The 21,087-nt window shown below is 64.5% G+C and carries 20 protein-coding genes; 14 read left to right on the top strand and 6 right to left on the bottom strand.

The window, feature by feature from the left end; genetic code table 11:
* Positions 1–73: 73 nt before the first annotated feature.
* Positions 74–787, top strand: coding sequence for a GntR family transcriptional regulator (locus tag NCS28_RS09275; protein WP_250513548.1), 714 nt, complete (start codon positions 74–76; stop codon positions 785–787).
* Between the two features lie 72 nt (positions 788–859).
* On the opposite strand, the gene NCS28_RS09270 is transcribed toward NCS28_RS09275, so the two are convergent.
* On the bottom strand, positions 860–2,428 hold the full coding sequence (locus NCS28_RS09270; protein WP_250513547.1) for an acid phosphatase: 1,569 nt from the start codon (positions 2,426–2,428) through the stop codon (positions 860–862).
* Positions 2,429–2,672: 244 nt separating this feature from the next.
* Here NCS28_RS09270 and NCS28_RS09265 point away from each other — a divergent pair, with 244 nt between their 5' ends.
* The 3 genes from NCS28_RS09265 to NCS28_RS09255 all read left to right on the top strand — a co-directional run bounded on the left by NCS28_RS09265 (position 2,673) and on the right by NCS28_RS09255 (position 5,023).
* Positions 2,673–4,007, top strand: a complete 1,335-nt coding sequence (locus NCS28_RS09265; RefSeq protein WP_250513546.1) for a cytochrome-c peroxidase — start codon at positions 2,673–2,675, stop codon at positions 4,005–4,007.
* Positions 4,008–4,155: 148 nt separating this feature from the next.
* A complete protein-coding gene (locus NCS28_RS09260) occupies positions 4,156–4,554 on the top strand; it encodes an RT0821/Lpp0805 family surface protein (RefSeq protein WP_250513545.1) in 399 nt (132 codons plus the stop codon).
* 19 nt (positions 4,555–4,573) lie between these two features.
* A complete protein-coding gene (locus NCS28_RS09255) occupies positions 4,574–5,023 on the top strand; it encodes an NUDIX hydrolase (protein WP_250513544.1) in 450 nt (149 codons plus the stop codon).
* On the opposite strand, the gene NCS28_RS09250 is transcribed toward NCS28_RS09255, so the two are convergent.
* Both NCS28_RS09250 and NCS28_RS09245 read right to left on the bottom strand, forming a co-directional pair.
* Entirely contained in the window at positions 5,024–5,998 is a 975-nt protein-coding gene (locus tag NCS28_RS09250; protein ID WP_502801174.1) for a transporter substrate-binding domain-containing protein, read from the bottom strand.
* Between the two features lie 67 nt (positions 5,999–6,065).
* Positions 6,066–7,775 carry a glutamine--tRNA ligase/YqeY domain fusion protein gene (locus NCS28_RS09245; RefSeq protein ID WP_250513543.1) on the bottom strand — a complete coding sequence of 570 codons (1,710 nt, stop codon included), beginning with the start codon at positions 7,773–7,775 and terminating at the stop codon, positions 6,066–6,068.
* Positions 7,776–8,152: 377 nt separating this feature from the next.
* Here NCS28_RS09245 and NCS28_RS09240 point away from each other — a divergent pair, with 377 nt between their 5' ends.
* Positions 8,153–8,365: a hypothetical protein gene (locus tag NCS28_RS09240; RefSeq protein ID WP_041730537.1), complete on the top strand. Its 213-nt coding sequence runs from the start codon at positions 8,153–8,155 to the stop codon at positions 8,363–8,365.
* A gap of 14 nt (positions 8,366–8,379) precedes the next feature.
* Here the strand turns inward: NCS28_RS09240 and NCS28_RS09235 are convergent, their stop codons facing one another.
* Positions 8,380–9,600, bottom strand: a complete 1,221-nt coding sequence (locus NCS28_RS09235; RefSeq protein WP_250513542.1) for a CaiB/BaiF CoA transferase family protein — start codon at positions 9,598–9,600, stop codon at positions 8,380–8,382.
* Positions 9,601–9,801: 201 nt separating this feature from the next.
* On the opposite strand from NCS28_RS09235, the gene alaS reads away from it, so the two are divergent.
* The 9 genes from alaS to NCS28_RS09190 all read left to right on the top strand — a co-directional run bounded on the left by alaS (position 9,802) and on the right by NCS28_RS09190 (position 19,197).
* Positions 9,802–12,426, top strand: coding sequence for an alanine--tRNA ligase (alaS, locus tag NCS28_RS09230; protein ID WP_250513541.1), 2,625 nt, complete (start codon positions 9,802–9,804; stop codon positions 12,424–12,426).
* Positions 12,427–12,666: 240 nt separating this feature from the next.
* Positions 12,667–12,903: a hypothetical protein gene (locus NCS28_RS09225; protein ID WP_250513540.1), complete on the top strand. Its 237-nt coding sequence runs from the start codon at positions 12,667–12,669 to the stop codon at positions 12,901–12,903.
* A 153-nt stretch (positions 12,904–13,056) separates the two neighbouring features.
* The gene (locus NCS28_RS09220; RefSeq protein ID WP_250513673.1) at positions 13,057–14,091 is read left to right on the top strand and encodes a threonine aldolase family protein; all 1,035 of its coding nucleotides are present in this window, start codon (positions 13,057–13,059) and stop codon (positions 14,089–14,091) included.
* 66 nt (positions 14,092–14,157) lie between these two features.
* Positions 14,158–15,306 (top strand): 4-hydroxybutyrate dehydrogenase, encoded by a 1,149-nt coding sequence (gene gbd / locus NCS28_RS09215; RefSeq protein ID WP_250513539.1) that lies wholly within the window; start codon positions 14,158–14,160, stop codon positions 15,304–15,306.
* 3 nt (positions 15,307–15,309) lie between these two features.
* Positions 15,310–15,747, top strand: a complete 438-nt coding sequence (locus tag NCS28_RS09210; protein ID WP_250513538.1) for an acyl-CoA thioesterase — start codon at positions 15,310–15,312, stop codon at positions 15,745–15,747.
* A 70-nt stretch (positions 15,748–15,817) separates the two neighbouring features.
* Positions 15,818–16,699, top strand: a complete 882-nt coding sequence (locus NCS28_RS09205) for a branched-chain amino acid ABC transporter permease (protein WP_250513672.1) — start codon at positions 15,818–15,820, stop codon at positions 16,697–16,699.
* Entirely contained in the window at positions 16,692–17,768 is a 1,077-nt protein-coding gene (locus NCS28_RS09200) for a branched-chain amino acid ABC transporter permease (protein ID WP_250513537.1), read from the top strand. Before NCS28_RS09205 ends, NCS28_RS09200 begins: the two co-directional genes overlap by 8 nt.
* Positions 17,765–18,502, top strand: a complete 738-nt coding sequence (locus NCS28_RS09195; RefSeq protein ID WP_250513536.1) for an ABC transporter ATP-binding protein — start codon at positions 17,765–17,767, stop codon at positions 18,500–18,502. Before NCS28_RS09200 ends, NCS28_RS09195 begins: the two co-directional genes overlap by 4 nt.
* Positions 18,499–19,197 (top strand): ABC transporter ATP-binding protein, encoded by a 699-nt coding sequence (locus tag NCS28_RS09190; protein ID WP_250513535.1) that lies wholly within the window; start codon positions 18,499–18,501, stop codon positions 19,195–19,197. Before NCS28_RS09195 ends, NCS28_RS09190 begins: the two co-directional genes overlap by 4 nt.
* On the opposite strand, the gene iolB is transcribed toward NCS28_RS09190, so the two are convergent.
* Both iolB and iolE read right to left on the bottom strand, forming a co-directional pair.
* The gene (gene iolB, locus NCS28_RS09185; RefSeq protein WP_250513534.1) at positions 19,194–20,006 is read right to left on the bottom strand and encodes a 5-deoxy-glucuronate isomerase; all 813 of its coding nucleotides are present in this window, start codon (positions 20,004–20,006) and stop codon (positions 19,194–19,196) included. The genes NCS28_RS09190 and iolB overlap by 4 nt on opposite strands.
* Positions 20,003–20,905, bottom strand: coding sequence for a myo-inosose-2 dehydratase (gene iolE, locus NCS28_RS09180; protein WP_250513533.1), 903 nt, complete (start codon positions 20,903–20,905; stop codon positions 20,003–20,005). The genes iolB and iolE overlap by 4 nt, the downstream gene beginning before the upstream one ends.
* Positions 20,906–21,087: the final 182 nt, after the last annotated feature.

Raw genomic sequence — 21,087 nt, 5'->3', positions numbered from 1 at the left:
CTGATAACCCGGATTCGCGCCGGAGCGCATGCACTCGCTACAATGCGATTCAACGCAAGCACGATCAGCCAACATGGCAACACGCCAGGACACGACATCCAACGAAGCCGCGAGCGCAACGCCGCCAGACGAACGCGTGTACGCGGCAATCACGTCCGCGCTCTTGAACGGCAAGCTCGCGCCCGGCGCGCAACTCGTCGAGCGCGAGCTCGCCGCCGCGTTCGACTGCACGCGCGGCACGATCCGCAAGGTGCTGGCGAGGCTCGGCGCCGAAGGCAAGCTCACGCTTGAGGTGAATCGCGGCGCGTTCGTGCCGTCGCCGACGCCCGTCGACATTCGCGAGGTGTATCGCGCGCGGCAGGTGGTGGAGGCGGGCATCGTCGCGGCGCTGTGCGGCACGCTGAGCGCGCAAGCGAAGCGCGCGCTGCGCGCCCACGTCAAAGCGGAGCAGCGCGCGGTGAAGGCGGAGCGCGTGGAAGAGTGCGTGCGCCTCGCGGGCCACTTTCATCTGCTGCTTGCGGAACTCGCGGGCGCGCCGGAAGTGCAGGCGTTTCTCGCGAAACTGGTCGCGAAGACCGAGCTCTATAAAGCGCTCTTCGATCCGTCGAAATTGTCGAACTGTTCATCGGACGAGCACGGACGACTCGTCGATGCCCTCGAGGACGGCGATCTCGCCGCCGCGCTCACGGTCATGCGCTCGCATATCGACGAACTCGAAGCGCGCGTGCTCGCGCAGACAAGCAGCGCGCGCACGAACGATCTGGCGACGCTCTTCGCGGGCGCTTGAGCATCGGCGCAAAAAAACGGGCCGCGGTGTGACAGCCGCGGCCCGTTTCGTTGCAGCGCCGACGCGCAATGCTTATTGCGAGAAGTCGAGCGCGTTGGTCAGATCGCCCATCGCCTTGCCGCCGTTGGCGACGAGTGCGTCGTCGCGCGATTTCAGGCCCGGCAATGTTGCCAGGCTAAAGCGCTTGGTGATGAAGCGCAGGATCGACGTCGTGTCGTATTGCGTGTGATCGACGAAACCCTTCTTCGCATACGGCGAGATGATGAGCGCCGGGATACGCGTGCCCGGACCCCAGCGGTCGCCCTTCGGCGGCGCGACGTGATCCCAGAAGCCGCCGTTCTCGTCGTAGGTCACGACGACGACCATGTTCTTCCACTGCGGGCTCTTCTGCAGATGGGAGACGAGATCGGCGATGTGCTGGTCGCCCTGCGCGACGTCCGTGTATCCGGCGTGCTCGTTCAGGTTGCCCTGCGGCTTGTAGAACGCGACTTGCGGCAGCGTGCCCGCGTCGATCGCCTTGATGAACTCCGAACCGTTCGTGCCGCCGTCGAGCAAGTGTTGCGCGCGATTGGCGGTGCCCGGTGCGAGGTCGGCGAAGTAGTTGAACGGCTGATGGTGCGTCTGGAAGTCAGGCACCACGTTGACCGCGCCGTTGATCACCGAACGGTCCGCGAGCGCCGCGCCCCACGAGCCGCCGTACCATGCCCAGCTCACGCCGGCCGTGTTCAGCAGATCGCCGATGTGCTGTTGCGTCTGCGGCGGCAGCGTCGTCGGCTGGGTCGGGTCCGCGAGGTTCGGATCCCCGCCCGTCACCGGCTTGTTGCCGCTCGGCTGATACGGCGGCTGCATCGTGTTGACGGCGTAGAAGTCGGGGGTGAGCGTGCCCGAGTTCACGAACTGTGCGTCGGCCGAGCCGGTCAACGCCGAAGGCGGCGGATTCGTCTTCGTCTTGAGCGACACGCCGTCCGCGTTCACCGCCGAAATCGATCCCTTCGCGACGCTCGTGTCCGCGTTCGGATACACCGGCGTGCACGCGCAGACGAGCCACTGGTGGTTCAGGAACGAACCGCCGAACGCGCTCATGAAGAAGTTGTCCGCGAGCGTGTATTGCTGCGCGATCTTGTAGAGCGGCAGCTTGTCCGGCGGCGTGTCGTAGTGACCCATCACGAGGCCGCCCGAATCGCCCCACGCGGCGAACTTGTCGTTCTTGCCGCCGTCGATCTGCATCTGGTTCTCGTAGAAGCGGTGATACAGATCGCGCGTCGTGACGTTGAGCTGCGTGTGGAAGCCCTTTGGATCGTCGATCGCGAACGGCGCGTTCGGCAGGTTCGCCGTCATCGCCTCGGAAATCGCGGGCGTCACACCCTTCGCCGTCAGGCCGGTCCAGATGGTCGGCAGCGTCGGGAGCACGCTGCCGTCGCGGTCGAGCTGCTGCGAGTTCGCCGCCGTCACGTTCTGCAGGCCGTTCGCGCCGGGGAAGTGGCCATAGAGGTTATCGAAGCTGCGGTTTTCCGCGTAAATCACGACGACGTTCTTCACCGAAGAAATATCGTTATCGTGATGATCGTCGCCGCCGCATGCGTAGAGGCCGAATGCTGCAGCGGCCGCGAGCGGCACCGCGCAAACGAGTTTCTTGTTCATTGAGATTCTCTCTTGTGTTGGGGACCGGCGCGTGACGCGGGCGTCGTCGGAAAGCCTTTGCCCGCCGGCGTGCGCAGTGTCGCAACGCAAGTTGACGCCGCCGTGTAATAAGGCTTTCGTTTGCGTAATGTTCGCTTAATAAATTTCTTCCGATGCGCTCGACATGACAGCGTCGAGGCTTGTCACATGAACGACATGCGTACGACATACGCTTCGGCATCTTTCGATTCCGATCCTCACGTCCATGTCTTCGATGCGTTTGCCGTCCGTCCTCTGTGCGCTCGCGCTCGCCGCAATATCGGCGGCGATGAGCGGCTGCGATTCCCACGCCGCGGACCAAAGCGCGAGCGGGAAGACGCAGGCCGACGCGGCGCCGCACGGTCAATCGCGCGCGGAAGTGTTCGCGCACGTGAAGCAGATGACGTCGCTCGGCGAAAAGCTCTTCTTCGATCCGTCGCTGTCCGGTTCGGGCAAGCTCGCGTGCGCGTCGTGCCATAGCCCGAGTCATGCGTTCGGGCCGCCGAACGCGCTGTCTGTGCAACTAGGCGGCAACGACATGCATCGGCCGGGATTTCGCGCGGTGCCGTCGCTCAAATATCTGCAAGCGGTGCCGGCATTCACGCGTCATTTCCACGATTCCGACGACGAAGGCGACGAGAGCGTCGATGCGGGTCCGACCGGCGGCCTCACGTGGGACGGCCGCGTCGATCATGGCTCGGACCAGGCGCGCATTCCGCTCTTGTCGTCGTTCGAGATGGGCAGCACGCCCGCCAAGGTGACGGCGGCGGTGAAGGCGTCGCCGTATGCCGACGACTTCCGCAACGCGTTCGGCGCCAACGTGTTCGACAGCGACGACAAGGCGTTCGCCGCCGTGCTGCAATCGCTCGAAGCGTTCGAGCAGACGCCCGAGAAGTTCTATCCGTACACGAGCAAGTACGACGCGTTCCTCGCGGGCCGCGCGAAGCTCAACGACGCCGAGATGCACGGCCTCCAGCTCTTCAACGACGAGAACAAGGGCAACTGCGCGGCGTGTCACATCAGCCAGCGCGCGAAGGACGGCTCGCCGCCGCAGTTCAGCGACTTCGGCCTGATCGCGATCGGCGTGCCGCGCAATCGCGCGTTGCCGGTCAACAGGAACCCGAACTTTCACGATCTCGGCGCATGCGGTCCCGAGCGTCGCGATCTGACGGGGCAGGACGAGTATTGCGGCATCTTCCGCACGCCGTCGCTTCGCAATGTCGCGACGCGCAAGACCTTCTTCCACAACGGCATCTATCACAATCTGGAAGACGTAGTGCGCTTCTACGTCGAGCGCGATACGAACCCGGAGAAGTTCTATCCGGTATCGAAGAAAGGCGTCGTCCAGAAGTTCGACGATCTGCCGAAGCGCTATTGGGAAAACATCAATACCGAGGCGCCGTTCGATCGCAAGAAAGGCGACAAGCCCGCGCTCGACGAAGCCGAAATCAGGGACGTCGTCGCGTTCCTCGGCACGCTCACCGACGGCTACGATCCGGCTAAGGACAAGAACGCGCAAAAGGGCACCGGCATCAACGAAATGAAGTCCGCGTCCAACTGACGTACGCCCGCGCGGCGGGGCGGCCGAACGCCCTCGCGTCATGCTATCCTCGTTGCGGCCCGCCCACACGGGCTGAGGTCGATCAATCGCAGTTGCCGCCTTGCTTGCGCTTGCAGGCGGCATATTCATCGCAACGAGGACAATTCAAATGCCGATCACACATCGAGCATTCGCTCGCGCTTCCTTTCCGACGTTCGCGGCTGCCGCGCTCGTCGCTGCGAGCACGGCCGCATCCGCCGCCAATCTAGGCTTCCTGAACAACACGCCGATCACCTACATGAAGCAGCGCGACCTGCAGGCGCTCAACAACGCCGCGCAGACCGCGCTCAATACCAAGCAGGACGGCGAATCGCTCGACTGGGACAACAAGGGCGCGGGCAACACGGTTCCGATCAACGGCACCGTCACGCCGCAGGAAACCTTCGAGTCGGGCGGGCTCAAGTGCCGCAAGGTCACGCTCGTCGCGCACGCGAAAGGGCAGACGCAAACCTGGACGCCGACCGCCTGCAAGGCGAGCGACGGCAAGTGGAAACTCAAGAAGCAGTGATGAACGGGGAAAGCCGTCGATGACCGCGCGCTCCGTATCGTGCGGCGTGGTCATCCTGAACGCGCAGGGCGACGTGCTGCTGTGCCACGCGACCGAGACCACGCACTGGGACGTGCCCAAGGGCGCCGCCGATCCCGGCGAGAATCCGCGCGAGGCAGCATTGCGCGAGCTCGTCGAGGAGACGGGCATCGTGCTCGCCGCCGAACGGCTGAAGGATCTCGGACGCTTCGTCTATCGTCGCGACAAAGACTTGCATCTCTTCGCGGTGCGCGTGAGCGAGGACGAAGTGCAGCTCGAGAACTGCGTGTGCGAATCGTATTTTCCACGCTATAGCGACGGCACGATGATCCCCGAGATGGACGCCTACCGCTGGGTCAGCCCGGCCGACGTCGACAAATTCGCGAGCCGCAGCCTCGCGCGCCTGTTCCAGACGACGCTATCGCTCGCGGAGCTGCACGAGACGTTGTAGTCAATCGACCGTGCGGTCGTTAGGATTGGCGAAGAGCGCCTTCATTTCCGCCGACATCGGAAATTGCAGATTGATACCGTCGGGCGGAATCGGGCGCATGAACCACGTATCGTAGAGTTTCGTGGCTTCGCCGGAGCGTTGCATGTTGGCGATCACGTCGTCGACGATGCGCTTGAACACCGGGTCGCCCTTTCTCATCATGCAGCCGTACGCTTCGTTCGCAAGCGATGCGCCCGTCACCATATAGTCGTTGCGCGCCGCGCCTTCCTGGGCGATCTTGCCGTAGAGCAGCGGATCGTCCATCACGAACGCCACCGCGCGATCCGACTTCAACGCAGCGAACGCTTCCGCATGATCGCGCGCGCTGATGATGCGCAGATTCAGCTTCATGTCGATGCTCATCTGCCGCAAAATGCGCTCATCCGATGTACCCGCCGTGGTCGCCACCGTCTTGTTCGCGAGGTCCGCGTAGTCGCGGATGCCCGACTTCTTCTTCACGGCCATGCGGATGCCGTACTGGAAGAAGCTGTTCGAAAACGCGACGAGCGGATCGCGCTCGGCCACATGCGCGGTCGAGCCGCATTCGAGATCGACCTGATTGTTCACGACATACGAGATGCGGTTCGCCGACGTGACCTGAACGTTCTTCACCGCCAGATTCGGCATGTTGAGGCGCTTCTTGATTTCGTCGACGACCTTGAGCGCAATCTCGTACGAGTAGCCGAGCGGTTGTTGCTTCACCGTGTACGAGAACGGCACCGACGACTCGCGCGTGCCCAGCACGATCGCGCCGTTCTCGACGATCTTGCGCAGCGTCGCGGAAGGCGGCATCTGATCGACGGTGGCCTGCGCCGTGGCGAGTTCGGCAGCGGTGGCGCCATGCGCGCCGGCGGATGCGAGCAGCAGCCACGAGGCGAGGGCGGCAATTCGTTGCGCCCTCGTGCGGCGCGGCGCGAAGCAATACGGCAGCTTCATGAAGTCCTCGTTGGAAGCGGACATCGACAGCGCCGCGTGGCCGCGCGGGCGCCCTGTCATGCCGATATCAGGCCGGTTTGCCCCAGCTGTCGCGCAGGCTCACGATGCGGTTGAACACCGGCTTGCCCGGTTGCGAATCCACGCGGTCCGCGACGAAATAGCCGTGGCGCTCGAACTGGAAGCGGTCTTCGGCGTTCGCGTCGCGCGCGCTCGGCTCGAGATACGCGTTCACGACGCGCTTCGAATCCGGATTGAGCGCATCGAGGAATTCCGCGCCGCCCGCGCCGGGCTGCGGCTCCTTGAAGAGACGGTCATAGAGGCGCACTTCGGCCGCATACGCGGTCGCCGCGCTGACCCAGTGAATCGTGCCCTTCACCTTGTAGTTGTTCGCGCCTTCCGTGCCCGACTTGCTGTCCGGGAAGTAGTTGCAATGGACGGCGATCACGTTGCCGTTTTCGTCTTTGTCCGCGCCCGTGCATTCCACGACGAAGCCGTATTTGAGACGCACCTTGTTGCCGGGGAAAAGGCGGAAATAGCCTTTCGGCGGCGTTTCCTGGAAGTCCTCGCGCTCGATCCACAATTCGCGAGAGAACGGGAACGTGCGCACGCCGCGATCCGGGTGATGCGGATGCACCGGCGCGCTGCAGGTCTCGTCCTGTCCTTCCGGATAGTTGTCGATAATGAGCTTCAAAGGATCGAGCACGCAGATCGCGCGCGGGGCCTTGTCGTCGAGATCGTCGCGCAGTGCGCCTTCGAGCACGCTCATGTCGATCCACGAATCGACCTTCGTCACGCCGACGCGCTCGACCATCAGACGGATGCTCTCCGGCGTGAAGCCGCGCCGGCGCACGCCGACGATGGTCGGCATGCGCGGATCGTCCCAGCCTTCGACGTGATTGTCCTGCACGAGCTGCAGCAGCTTGCGCTTGCTCGTGATCGCGTACGTGAGGTTCAGGCGCGAGAACTCGATTTGCTGCGGCAGCGGACGTTGAAACACGCCGTCGTCCGCGAGCTGCGCGAGGAACCAGTCGTAGAGCGGACGATGATCCTCGAATTCCAGCGTGCAGAGCGAGTGCGTGATGTTCTCGATCGCGTCCGACACGCAGTGCGCGTAGTCGTACATCGGGTAGATGCACCACGTGTCGCCCGTGCGGTAGTGATGCGCGAAGCGGATGCGATAGATCACCGGATCGCGCATGTTGAAGTTCGGCGACGCCATGTCGATCTTCGCGCGCAGCACGTGCTCGCCTTCCTTGAACTCGCCCGCCTTCATGCGGCGGAAGAGGTCGAGGTTCTCCTCGGGCGTGCGGTCGCGATACGGCGAGTTGATGCCCGCTTCGGTGGCAGAGCCGCGCGTCGCGCGCATCTCTTCGGCGGTTTGACTGTCGACGTACGCCTGGCCCTTCTTGATGAGCATCTCGGCGAATTCGTACAGCTTGTCGTAGTAGTCGCTCGCGAAGTACTTGTGTTCCGCGCCGTTCTTGTTCCAGTCGAAGCCGAGCCATTTCACGGCGTCGATGATCGAATCGACGTATTCGACGCTTTCCTTCTCGGGGTTCGTATCGTCGAAGCGCAGATGGCACACGCCGCCGTAATCCGCGGCGAGGCCGAAGTTCACGCAGATGCTCTTCGCATGGCCGATGTGCAGATAGCCGTTCGGCTCCGGCGGAAAGCGCGTCTCGACCCGCTGCGACCATTTGCCGGAGCGGTTGTCTTCTTCGATGATGTTGCGGATGAAATTTGATGGCGCCGGGGCGTCGTTGCGATCGGTGTTCATGCGAAAGAGAGTGCCAGCGGATGCGCTCGCGCGCGTGAAACGGTTCGGGAAGCGTTCATCGAGACCAGTCGGCTCGATACACGTACGAAGGCTTGAATATTGGGTCGATTCTACCTTACGCAACCGTCCCGGGCAGGCTGCGGCGGCGTTCGGGGGCCGCTTGCGGGCGGTTTCGTCGCGCGATTCGCACAGTCGCGCCGTTTCGCGAGTTCCGTTACATGGTTTACGCGCGGCGATGGGCTTCGTAACCGCCGTAACGGGACGTAAATCGCGTTGAAAGGCGCGGGCGCGCGATTTTAAGATCGGCTCGCCTGCATCGGTCGCGGGCATGCGCGAAGTACACGACACATCACAACGAGAAAACAAGGAAGCCCATCATGAAGAAGATCGCCATCACGACGCTCAAGTTCGCCGCCGCCGCCGCGCTCGTATCGAGCCTCGCGGCCTGCGCAAACGTGTCGCGCCAGCAGGCGCACGCCGGAGTCGGCGCGGCCGCGGGCGGCGCGCTCGGCTATCTGGTCACGGGCGGACCGATCGGCACCGTCGCGGGCGCGGCGGCGGGCGGTCTGATCGGCGCGGGCGTTCGTTGATCCCGCCGATCCGCTCAGATTGCCTTCGATGCGCGTAATTGCGCGATCTGCGCTTCGTCGTAACCGAGCACGTCGGCGAGCACGCTCGTCGTGTGCTCGCCCAGTAGCGGCGGATGCGTGCGCGCTTCGGGCGGCGTCGCGCTCATCTTGATCGGGCTCGCGACGAGCTTCACCGTGCCGGCTGTCGGATGCGGCAAATCGATCTGCATCTTGCGTGCGAGCACCTGCGGATCCTCGAACACTTCGCCCAGATCGTTGATCGGACCGCACGGCACGCCGGCGGCTTCGAGCTGCGTAATCCACTCGTGCTTGCCTTTCAGACGCACCATGTCCGCGAGAATCGGCACGAGGATGTCGCGGTTGCGCACGCGCGACGGATTCGCCGCGAAACGCGGATCGTCCGCCAGTTCCGCGCGCCCGCCCGATTCGACGAACTTGCGGAACTGCCCGTCGTTGCCCACGGCGACGATGATCCAGCCATCGCTCGTCTGGAAGGTCTGATACGGCACGATGTTCGGATGCGCGTTGCCCCAGCGCACCGGCGGCTTGCCGCTCGCGAGGAAATTGGTGTTCATGTTGGCGAGCATCGCGACCTGCACGTCCAGCAGCGCCATGTCGATGTATTGCCCTTCGCCCGTGCGGTCGCGGTGCGCGAGCGCGGTGAGCACGCCGATGGTCGCGTACATGCCGGTCATCAGGTCCGCGACCGCCACGCCGGCCTTCTGCGGACCGCCGCCGGGCTGCCCGTCGCGCTCGCCGGTAATGCTCATGAACCCGCCGATGCCCTGCACGATGAAGTCGTAGCCCGCGCGCTGGGCGTACGGCCCGGTCTGTCCGAAGCCGGTCACCGAGCAATAGACGATGTCCGGCTTCACCACCTTCAGCGATTCATAGTCGAGCCCGTACTTCTTCAGTTGCCCGGCCTTGTAGTTTTCCAGCACGACATCGCTTTGCGCGGCCAGCTCGCGGACGATCCGCTGGCCTTCGGGCGTGGCGATATCGACCGTCACCGAACGTTTGTTGCGGTTCGCCGCGAGATAGTACGCGGCCTCGCGGGTGTCTTCGCCGGCGGGCGTTTTGAGGTAGGGCGGGCCCCAGTGGCGTGTGTCGTCGCCGGTTTCGGGCCGCTCGATCTTGATGACGTCCGCGCCGAAATCAGCGAGGGTCTGCGCGCACCACGGTCCCGCCAGCACGCGGGTCAGGTCCAGAACGCGGATATGGCTCAAGGCTCCCATTCGTCGGTTCGCTCGCTCAAATTGTCTCCGGACTGCGAATGTCGCACAGAACCGCCGCGCGCGCGATACCTGACAGGCCGCGCCCCCGGTTGGATGCGGCGAATCCCGTATAATCGACAATCACCCTTGCCACGCCGGCCGAGGCTCGTCGCGAGCCGCCCGCGGGCACCATCAAAGAACCGAAGACACGCCCCGTACGCTATGAAAGCCGCCGAAATACGCGAGAAATTCCTGAAGTTTTTCGAATCGAAGGGTCATACGATCGTGCGTTCGTCGAGCCTCGTGCCCGGCAACGACCCGACGCTGCTCTTCACCAACTCGGGCATGGTCCAGTTCAAGGACGTGTTTCTGGGCAGCGAATCGCGTCCGTACTCGCGCGCGACCACCGCGCAGCGCAGCGTGCGCGCGGGCGGCAAGCACAACGATCTGGAAAACGTCGGCTACACCGCGCGCCATCACACGTTCTTCGAGATGCTCGGCAACTTCTCGTTCGGCGATTACTTCAAGCGCGACGCCATCCACTATTGCTGGGAACTGCTGACGAAGGTCTACAACCTGCCGGCAGAAAAGCTCACCGTGACCGTCTACCAGGAAGACGACGAAGCCTTCGATATCTGGGCGAAGGAAATCGGCGTGCCGGTCGAGCGCATCATCCGCATCGGCGACAACAAGGGCGCGCGTTACGCATCGGACAACTTCTGGCAGATGGCCGACACCGGCCCGTGCGGTCCGTGCTCCGAAGTGTTCTACGACCACGGCCCGGAAATCTGGGGCGGCCCGCCGGGGTCTCCTGAAGAAGACGGCGACCGCTTCATCGAGATCTGGAATCTCGTGTTCATGCAGTTCAACCGCGACGCGCAGGGCAACATGACGCCGCTGCCCAAGCAGTGCGTCGATACGGGCATGGGCCTCGAACGCCTCGCCGCGGTGCTGCAGCATGTGCACAGCAACTACGAGATCGATCTGTTCCAGAACCTCATCAAGGCCGCCGCGCGCGAAACCAGCACGCCGGATCTGGAAAACAACTCGCTCAAGGTGATCGCGGACCATATCCGCGCGTGCTCGTTCCTCATCGTCGATGGCGTGATTCCCGGCAACGAAGGCCGTGGCTACGTGCTGCGCCGGATCGTGCGCCGCGCGATCCGTCACGGCTACAAGCTCGGCCAGAAGGGCGCGTTCTTCCATAAGCTCGTGGCGGATCTCGTCTCGGAAATGGGCGCGGCGTACCCCGAATTGAAGGAAGCGCAGCAGCGCGTGACCGACGTGCTGCGTCAGGAAGAAGAGCGCTTTTTCGAGACCATCGAGCACGGCATGGCGATCCTCGAAGGCGAACTCGCCGATCTTGAAGAGAAGGGCGTTAAGCAACTGGACGGCGAACTCGCGTTCAAGCTGCACGACACGTACGGCTTTCCGCTCGACCTCACCGCCGACGTGTGCCGTGAGCGCGGCGTGACCGTCGACGAACCCGCGTTCGACGACGCGATGGCGCGTCAGCGCGACCAGGCGCGTGCGGCGGGCAAGTTCAAGATCGCCGCGGGCCTCGAATACTCGGGCGCGAAATCGACCTTCCACGGCTACGAAAAGGAAATCTTCGACGACGCGAAAATTCTCGCGCTGTATGTCGAAGGCGCATCGGTGAACGAGGCGAAGGACGGCCAGCAGGCGGTCGTCGTGCTCGATCACACGCCGTTCTACGCGGAATCGGGCGGTCAGGTCGGCGATCAGGGCGTGCTCGCGAACGCGAACGTGCGCTTCGCCGTCGCGGATACGTTGAAGGTGCAGGCCGATGTCGTCGGTCATCACGGCACGGTCGAGCAAGGCACGCTCAAGGTCGGCGACGTCGTGAAGGCCCAAATCGACGCCGTGCGTCGCGCCCGCACCGCGCGCAATCACTCGGCCACGCATTTGATGCACAAGGCGCTGCGCGAAGTGCTCGGCGGCCACGTGCAGCAGAAAGGCTCGCTCGTCGACGCCGACAAGACGCGCTTCGACTTCGCGCACAATGCGCCGATGACGGACGACGAAATCCGTCGCGTCGAGCAGATCGTGAACAACGAGATCATCGCGAACGCGCCTGGCGTCGTGCGCGTGATGTCTTACGACGACGCGGTGAAGGGCGGCGCGATGGCGCTCTTCGGCGAGAAGTACGGCGATACAGTCCGCGTGCTCGATCTCGGCTTCTCGCGCGAGCTTTGCGGCGGCACGCACGTGCAGCGAACGGGCGATATCGGCTTCTTCAAGATTGTGATGGAAGGCGGCGTCGCGGCGGGCATTCGCCGCGTCGAGGCGATTACCGGCGACAACGCCGTGCGCTACGTGCAGGAGCTGGATCAACGCATCAACGCGGCGGCAAGTGTGTTGAAGGCGCAGCCTTCGGAACTCACGCAGCGTATCGCGCAGGTTCAGGAGCACGTGAAGTCGCTGGAGAAGGAACTCGGCGCGCTGAAGTCGAAGCTCGCGGCGAGCCAAGGCGATGAACTCGTGTCGCAGGCCGTCGACGTCTCCGGCGTGCAAGTGCTGGCCGCGCAGCTCGAAGGCGCGGACGTGAAGACGCTGCGCGAAACCGTCGACAAGCTGAAGGACAAGCTCAAGAGCGCGGCGATCGTGCTCGCATCGGTGGATGGCGGCAAGGTCAGCCTGATCGCGGGCGTGACGCCGGATGCGTCGAAGAAGGTGAAGGCGGGCGAGCTCGTCAACTTCGTCGCGCAGCAAGTCGGCGGCAAGGGCGGCGGCCGTCCGGACATGGCGCAGGCGGGCGGCACGGAGCCTGCCAATCTGCCGGCCGCGCTTGCCGGCGTGACGGGGTGGGTTCAGCAGCAGCTCTAAAGCGGGGTAGTCACTTCTTGGCGACAAACGCCTGATGCGCTTCGGGCGTTCGCCGGATCCCGTTTTCTTTTTGGTTTATTAGCACTGCCGCCCGCACAGGGGCAGTGCCAAAAGACCACAGGAAAACGGATCCGGCAAGAGCCTCGCCTTCTGAGCGAGGGCCGTTATTTTCTTACACCCTGTCAGGCACATCGCATGCAAGGCTCCCATCACGTCCAACAAAGAAGAGGGAGATCCATCATGAGTCGCAAAATCGCATTGATCGCACTGACGTCCGCCATGCTCGCCGCTACCGGCGCAGTGCAGGCGAAGGGCTGCATCGAGGGCGCGGCGGTCGGCGGCGTGGCGGGGCACGTCGCGGGCAAGCACGGCACGGCGGGCGCGGTGGGTGGCTGCGCGATCGGCCATCACGAAGCCAGCAAGAAGGACAAGAAGGCGCAGCAAGCGAATGCGGCGAGCGCGCCCGACGCCAAGTAAGCCAGCAAACAAGCGCCACGCGGATCGGCGCCACGGCGCGCGTCGATCCGAGCCGCTAGAATGGCCGGATTGCCGGCGCGCAACGCCATCCGTTCACGCGCCTCGTTCTGACAAGGCCATCACAGCAATCCCATGACAGCGCCCACGGACCCGATCCAACACTTCGCCTCCGACAACTACGCAGGCATCTGCCCCGAAGCGCTGCAAGCGCTCATCAATTCCAACACGAGCGGTCACGAGCCCGCTTACGGCGACGATTCGTGGACGGCCCAAGTCTGCGACCGCATCCGCGATCTCTTCCAGACCGATTGCGAAGTCTTCTTCGTGTTCAACGGCACCGCGGCAAATTCGCTCGCGCTCGCTTCCTTGTGTCAGTCGTATCACTCGGTGATCTGCCACGAACTCGCGCATATCGAAACCGATGAATGCGGCGGTCCTGAATTCTTCTCGGGCGGCTCGAAGCTGCTCACCGCGCGCGGCGAGAACGGCAAGCTCACGCCCGATGCGATCGAAGAGCTCGTCACGAAACGCGCGGACATCCACTATCCGAAGCCGAAGGTCGTCGCGCTCACGCAGGCGACCGAAGTCGGCACCGTCTACACGGTTGAGGAAATCCGCGCGATCGCGGCGATTGCGAAGCGCCGTCATCTGAAAGTGCACATGGACGGCGCGCGTTTCGCCAACGCGGTCGCGACGCTGAACGTGCATCCGTCGGAGATCACGTGGCGCGCGGGTGTCGACGTGCTGTGCTTCGGCGGCACGAAGAACGGCTTGCCGGTGGGCGAGGCGGTCGTGTTCTTCGACAAGGCGCTCGCCGCCGATTTCGCGTATCGGCTCAAACAGGCGGGGCAACTCGCATCGAAGATGCGCTTCATCTCCGCGCCGTGGCTCGGCCTGCTCGATAACGACGTCTGGCTGCGCAACGCGCGTCATGCGAATGCAATGGCGCAACTGATGGCCGAGCGCCTCGTCGAGATTCCCGGCGTAAGCCTGCTCTTCAAGCCCGAATCGAACGCGGTGTTCGCGGAACTGCCGGCGCACGTCGCCACGGCGCTGCGGGCGAAGGGCTGGCGCTTCTATCAGTTCATCGGCTCAGGCGGCTGCCGTCTGATGTGCGCATGGGATACGAAGCGCGAAACCGTCGAACGCTTCACCGACGAGGTTCGCGCGCTCTGCGGGCCGCGCTGAACCCCGATTGACAAGCCCGCCGCGCCGCTCCTAACATGCCCGCACACTCCCACCGGTTCCCATGTCATGGCTTGCATCTTCTATCTGACTCATATCCATCTCGGTTACGACGCGCTTCAGACGCTGGAAAGCGAATGCGCACGCATCGGCGTGAAGCGTCCGCTCGTCATCACCGATAAAGGCGTCGCGGCGGCGGGCCTCGCGGATCGCGTGATCGAAAGCGCGAAGCTCGGCGCGTTGCCGGTGTTCGACGACACGCCGTCGAATCCGACCGAAGCGATGGTCACGCGAGCTGCGGAGCAATATCGGCGCGAAGGGTGCGATGGACTCATCGCGGTGGGCGGCGGCTCGTCGATCGATCTGGCGAAGGGCGTCGCGATCGCGGCGACGCACGACGCACCCTTGACGACCTTCGCGACGATCGAAGGCGGCAGCGGCAAGATCACCGAGCGCGCCGCGCCGCTGATCGCGGTGCCGACCACGTCGGGCACGGGCAGCGAAGTGGCGCGCGGCGCGATCATCATCCTCGAGGACGGGCGCAAGCTCGGTTTCCATTCCTGGCATCTGCTGCCGAAATCCGCGATCTGCGATCCGTCGCTCACGCTCGGCCTGCCGTCGTCGCTCACCGCCGCAACCGGCATGGACGCGATCGCGCATTGCATCGAAACGTTTCTCGCGCCCGCGTTCAATCCCCCCGCCGACGGCATCGCGCTCGACGGGCTCGAACGCGCGTGGGCCAACATCGAGCGCGCGACGCAAGACGGCCAGGACCGCGACGCGCGCCTGAACATGATGTCCGCGTCGATGCAGGGCGCGATGGCGTTCCAAAAGGGCCTGGGCTGCGTGCATTCGCTGTCGCATCCGCTGGGCGGGCTCGCGGTGAACGGGCGCACGTCGCTCCATCACGGCACGCTGAACGCGGTGGTCCTGCCCGCGGTGCTGCGCTTCAACGAGAGCGCGCCGTCGGTTGTCGCGGAACGGCGCTTCGAGCGCATGCGCCGCGTGATGAGTCTCGCGGACAATGCCGATGTCGCGCAGGCCGTGCACGACATGACCGCGCGGCTCGGCTTGCCGACGCGTCTTTCGCAAATGGGCGTCGACGAAAGCATGTTCGACAAGGTGGTGAAGGGCGCGCTCGCCGATCATTGCCACAAGACGAATCCGCGCGAGGCGAGCGCCGACGACTATCGACGCATGCTGACGGAGTCCCTTTAAGCGATGAGCAAGCCGGTTCCAACCACGCGCGCGGACTACGCGCACTTTCTCGCGATCAGCACGCGCTGGTCGGACAACGACGTCTACGGGCACATCAACAACGTCGTCTATTACAGCTACTTCGACACGGTCGTGAACGAGTATCTGCTGCGCGCGGGCGTGCTCGATTTCAGCGAGGGCGAGACGATCGGCCTCGTCGTCGAGACGCGCTGCAACTTCTTCGCGCCGGTCGTGTTCCCCGAGCCGATCGAAGCGGGCTTGCGCGTCGAGAAGCTCGGCAACACGAGCGTGCGCTACGAAGTGGCGATCTTCGTGCAAGGCTCGGACACCGCCGCCGCCCAGGGGCATTTCGTCCATGTCTACGTGGATCGCGTGACGCGCAGGCCGGTGCCGCTGCCCGCGCCGCTCGTCGATGCGCTGAAGCCGCTCATCGTCGGCTGAAGGTCGCGCCTTGCTTCAGTGGTTCTGCGTCAGTCTGCTCAACGGCGTGAGCGTGGGATTGCTGCTCTTCATGCTGTCGGCGGGCCTCACGTTGATATTCTCGATGCTCGGCGTGCTCAACTTCGCGCACGCGAGCTTCTATATGCTCGGCGCGTATGTCGGGCAGGCGCTCGCCGCGTACGGCGGATTCTGGTTTGCGTTGATCGTCGCGCCTGTCGTCGTCGGCATCGCGGGCGCCTTGTTCGAACGGCTGTTGCTGAGACGCGTGCATGCGCGCGGCGCGCTCGCGGACATGCTGCTCACGTTCGGCGCGACCATCGTGATCGGCGAGGGCGTCAAGCTCGTGTGGGGGCTCGGGCCGTTGCCCGCGCCGATTCCCCCTGTGCTCGACGCTCCGCTCTTCACGCTCTACGGCGCGTCGTTCGCACGCTACCGCGTGTTCATGATGACGATCGCGGTCCTGATGCTCGGCGCGCTCTGGCTGATCTTGCGCGTATCGAAGACGGGCCTCGTCGTGCGCGCGGCGCTCACGCATCCCGCAACGGTCGAAACGCTGGGCCACGACGTGCCGCGCGTGTTCACGATGGTCTTCGCCGTCGGCACCGCGCTCGCCGCGCTCGGCGGCGTGATCGGCGCTCCGCTCGCCGTCATCGAGCCGGCGATGGCCGACGCGATGGGCCCGATCGTGTTCGTCGTCGTGGTAATCGGCGGTCTCGGATCGCTGGGCGGCGCGCTCGTCGCGTCGATATTGATCGGCTGCGTGCAAACCTTCGCGGTGGGCGCGAGCGTGTCGGCGGGCAGCGTCGCCGCATCGCTCGGCTTCGTTCTGCCGCCCGCGTGGGGCGCGTTGACGCTCGCGCAGCTCGCGCCCGTGCTGCCTTATCTCGTGCTCGTCGCGATGCTGGCCGCGCGGCCGCGCGGACTCTTCGGCGAGCGCACGCAAGATGCCTAGGTTTCTCGCGCTCGTCCTCGCGCTCGCGCTGCCGCTCTTCTTCGATGAAACCTGGCTGCTCGCGTATTGCGCGCAGACCGCGACGCTCATTGTCTTCGCGCTTTCGTACAACCTGCTGCTCGGCGAGACCGGCTTGCTGTCGTTCGGCCACGCCGTGCATTCGGGGCTCGGCGCGTTCGCCGCCGCGCACGTGTTCAATCGCTACGGCGTGCCGTTGCCGCTCTTGCCGATCGTCGGCGGATGCGCGGCGATGCTCGTCGCCGTCGTGTTCGGCGCGATCTCGACGCAGCGCGCGAGCACGGCTTTCGCGATGATCACGCTCGGCATCGGCGAGCTCGCCGCCGCGTGCGTCTGGCTCGTGCCGGGATGGTTCGGCGGCGAGGGCGGCGTGACGATCGATCGCGCGAGCGGGCCGTCGTTCTTCGCATGGACGTTCGGGCCGCCGCGCGAAGCCTATGCGCTGATCGCGTGCTGGTGCGTCGTGGCGGCGCTCGCGATGTTCGCGTTTTCGCGCACGCCGATGTGCCGCCTCGCCAACGCCGTGCGCGACAATCCCACGCGCGCGGCGGCGATCGGTTTCGCGCCCGCGCGCGTGCGATTCACGATGCTCGTCGTGTCGGCGTTCTTCGCGGGCATCGCGGGCGTGCTGGCGTTGATCAACGTGGAGCTGGTGTCGTCGGAAAGCGTGGGCCTCGCGCGCTCGACGAGCGTGCTCGTTGCCACCGTGATCGGCGGAACGGGCGCGTTCTTCGGGCCGGTGATCGGCGCGGTGCTGCTGACGTTTTTCAGCGTGGCGGTGGCGAGCGTGACCGCCGCGTGGCCGATGTATCTCGGTCTCTTCTTCGTGTGGATCGTGATCGCCGCGCCGGAGGGCGTCGCGGGGTTGCTTCGGCGCGACGCGCGATCGCTGTGCTTCGGCGCGTTCAGCGCGATGGTCTGGGGCGTCGCGGTCGTCGTACCGGTCGAGGCGCTCTATGCGGGACGAATCGATATACATGCGTGGCTCATTGCATTGCCGTGCGCATTGCTGGGTCTCTGGCTCGCGCGACGCACGAGGGCCGCGCGATGAACGCGCTCGAACTGCACGGCGTCACCCGGCGTTACGGCGCGACGCAGGTATTGCGCGGCGTCGATCTGCACGTCGCGCACGGCGAACGGCACGCGCTCATCGGACCGAACGGCGCGGGCAAGTCGACCCTCTTCGATCTGATCTCGGGACGTGCGCGGCCGGATGACGGACGCATCGCCGCGAACGGAATCGACATCACGGGCAAGCCGCCGCAGCGTGTGTCCCGAACGCTTGCGCGCAGCTTCCAGACGACGAGCGTGTTCGGGGGTTTGTCCGTGCTCGACAATCTGCGTTGCGCGGCGCTCGGCGCGGCGTCATCGCGCCTTATCGACCGATGGCGGCCTTCGAGAAAAGTCGATGCGCGCGCACACGCGATGCTCGACGCCATTGGCCTGGCCGAACGCGCCGGCGAACTTGCCGCGCGCCTCACCTACGCGGAGCAACGCGCGCTCGATCTCGGCATCGCGCTCGCGACCGATGCGCCGCTCATCCTGCTCGACGAACCCACTGCCGGCATGAACCGCGCGGAAGCGACGCGTGCGCTCGCGTTGATTCGCGCGACGACGGAAGGGCGCACGCTGCTCGTGATCGAGCATGACATGGACGCTGTGTTCAGTCTCGCGGATCGAATCTCGGTGCTCGTGCGAGGGCGCGTGATCGCGACCGGCACGCCTGCCGCGATACGTGCGAATCGCGATGTGCGGGAAGCCTATCTCGGCGGAGTCGCGACATGAGCGCGCCATTGCGCATCGACAATCTGCGTGCGTGGTATGGCGCGGCGCAGGTGCTGCACGGCGTGAATCTTCGCATCGGCGAAGGGGAAGTGGTCGCGCTCGTCGGACGCAACGGCTCGGGGCGTTCGACGCTCGCGAAGGCGATCATGGGACTCGTGCGATGCGCGGGCGATATGCGTTATGGCGATGTCCATCTCGTCGGTCTGCGGCCGCATCGCATCGCGCGGCTCGGCATCGGTTACGTGCCCGAAACGCGTGACGTGTTTCCCGCGCTGACCGTGCGTGAAAACCTGTTGCTCGGTGAAAGGAAAGGCACGCGTTTTTCGCTGAGCGACGCGTATGGGCTGTTTCCCGTGCTCGAAGAACGCGCGTCGGTGAAAGCGGGCGCGCTATCGGGCGGCGAACAGCAAATGCTTGCGCTTGCACGCACGTTCACGGGCGATCCGTCGCTCGTCGTCATCGACGAACCCGGCGAAGGGCTCGCGCCGCAAGTGCTCGCGCAAGTGGCCGCGTGTCTCGCGGCGCTGCGCGAACGCGGTGTGGCGATGCTGCTGATCGAAGAGAGATTGACGATCGCGCGCATGCTCCATGCGCGCGTCGCGGTGATGGGGCATGGGGCGATTCAGTTCGATGGGGCGTTCGCGGCGCTTGCTCAGAACGAGCAGGTCATGCGCGAATGGCTTTCCATCGGCTAGGTCGACGCCTTGCTATCCCTCTCCACGATCCACTCATGCTTCGGATCGTTCTTGAAGTGCCACGTGCGCTTGCTGCCCGCCATCACGTTCAGATAGTAGTTGTCGTAGCCATACGGCACGACCACCGGATGATATCCGCGCGGGACCATCACGACATCGTGATTTTCGACGGCCATGGTTTCGTCGAGATCGCGCTCGTCGGTATAGACGCGCTGAAACGCAAAGCCTTGCGGCGGATTCAATCGATGGTAATACGTCTCTTCGAGCGAACTCTCGACGGGCACGTTGTCCTGATCGTGCTTGTGCGGCGGATAGCTCGACGCATGACCGCCCGGCGTGCGCACTTCGACCACGAGCAAGGACTCGGCCGCTTCCGTTTGCGGAAGAATGTCGCACACGTAGCGCGTATTCGCGTTTTTGCCGCGCGTCGAGCGCTTCATCTGCGATGGCTCGATCAGCCGCGGCGGGAACTCGCCCTTCGCGGGCGCGCTCGCTACGCCGATTTCCGCATCGCGCTCCGCACGCACGATCGCCGCGAGCTTCGGCGGCACATAGACCGCATAGGGCGCCGCGTCTTCGAACACGCTGTCGCGCGAACCGATCGACTGATAATGCTCGTCGCCCGCCTCGACGCTCACGGTGCCCGTCAACACGACGATGCAGCTTTCGCGATCCGCGTCGTACACATGCACGACATCGCCCGCGTTCAGGCGATACGCCGCGAACCCGACATGCTTCCAGCCCGCGGAATCGGGCGTGACGCGCGCGATGGTTTGTCCTTCGCGCGATGCTTTCACCAGCAGGCTCATGCCGCCTCCTTGAATGTTCCGTCGACGAGCGCGCGCAGCGTGCGATAGCCCTTGTCGGCATACGCATAGCTCGGCGCGATCACCGGATCCTGTTCCGCTTCCACGACGAGCCAGCCGTCGTAATCATGCTGCGCAAGACACGCGATGATGCCCGGATAGTCCACGCAGCCATCGCCCGGCACGGAGAACGCGCCGTTGATGACCGCATCGAGAAAACTCCAGTTGCGATTGCGCGCGAGCTTCACGATGTCCGGGCGCACGTCCTTGCAATGCACATGACACACGCGGGCGATGTGTTTTTGCAGCACGCAGAGCGCATCGCCGCCCGCGAACGTGATGTGTCCCGCGTCGAAGAGCAGACCGACTGCATCGCTGGTCAGGGCCATCAGGCGATCGACGTCCGCGGGCGTTTCGACATACGCGCCCATGTGATGATGATAGGCGACGCGCACGCCGCGTGTGAGCGTGAATTCGGCGAAGCGGTTCAGGCGCTCGGCGTATTCGTTCCATTGTGCATCGGAGAAGAAGCGCGGACGTTGGTAGAGCGGACGCGGCGCGCCCTGGATCGAATGCGCCACTTCGCCGTAGACCATCACGGTTGCGCCGTTTTTTGCGAGCAGATCGAGGTGCGGGCCTACGGCTTCGATTTCCTCCTCGGCGGTGCGCTCGGCGAGCCTGCCTGAGTACCAGCCGGATACGAGGGCGAGATCGTATTGGGCGAGCAGCGTCTTGAGCGCTTGCGGTTCGCGAGGGAACTTGTTGCCTAGTTCAAAACCTTCGTAGCCGATCTGTTTTCCTTCGCTTAGTGCGGTAGACAGAGGGGTCTCTCCGCCGAGCGAGGGCAGGTCGTCGTTCATCCACGACAGTGGGTTTATGCCTATGCGTACGTTTATGGGCATGGTTTGGTCCTCGGGTTTTCGTTTGCCTGGGTTTTTTGCTTTTGCTTTCGCTGGATCCCGTATTGGTGTTGGTTTATTAGCACTGCCCCTATGCGGGGCGGCAGTCACTTTCTTTGCTGCTGCAAAGAAAGTAACCAAAGAAAGCAGCTCGAGACGCCCGCGGTCACACGCAGTTTGGCCAT

Source organism: Caballeronia sp. INDeC2 (assembly GCF_023631325.1).
GTDB lineage: Bacteria > Pseudomonadota > Gammaproteobacteria > Burkholderiales > Burkholderiaceae > Caballeronia.
The sequence above is the reverse complement of the archived record's forward strand: the minus strand, read 5'-3'. Positions and strand labels throughout refer to the sequence as shown.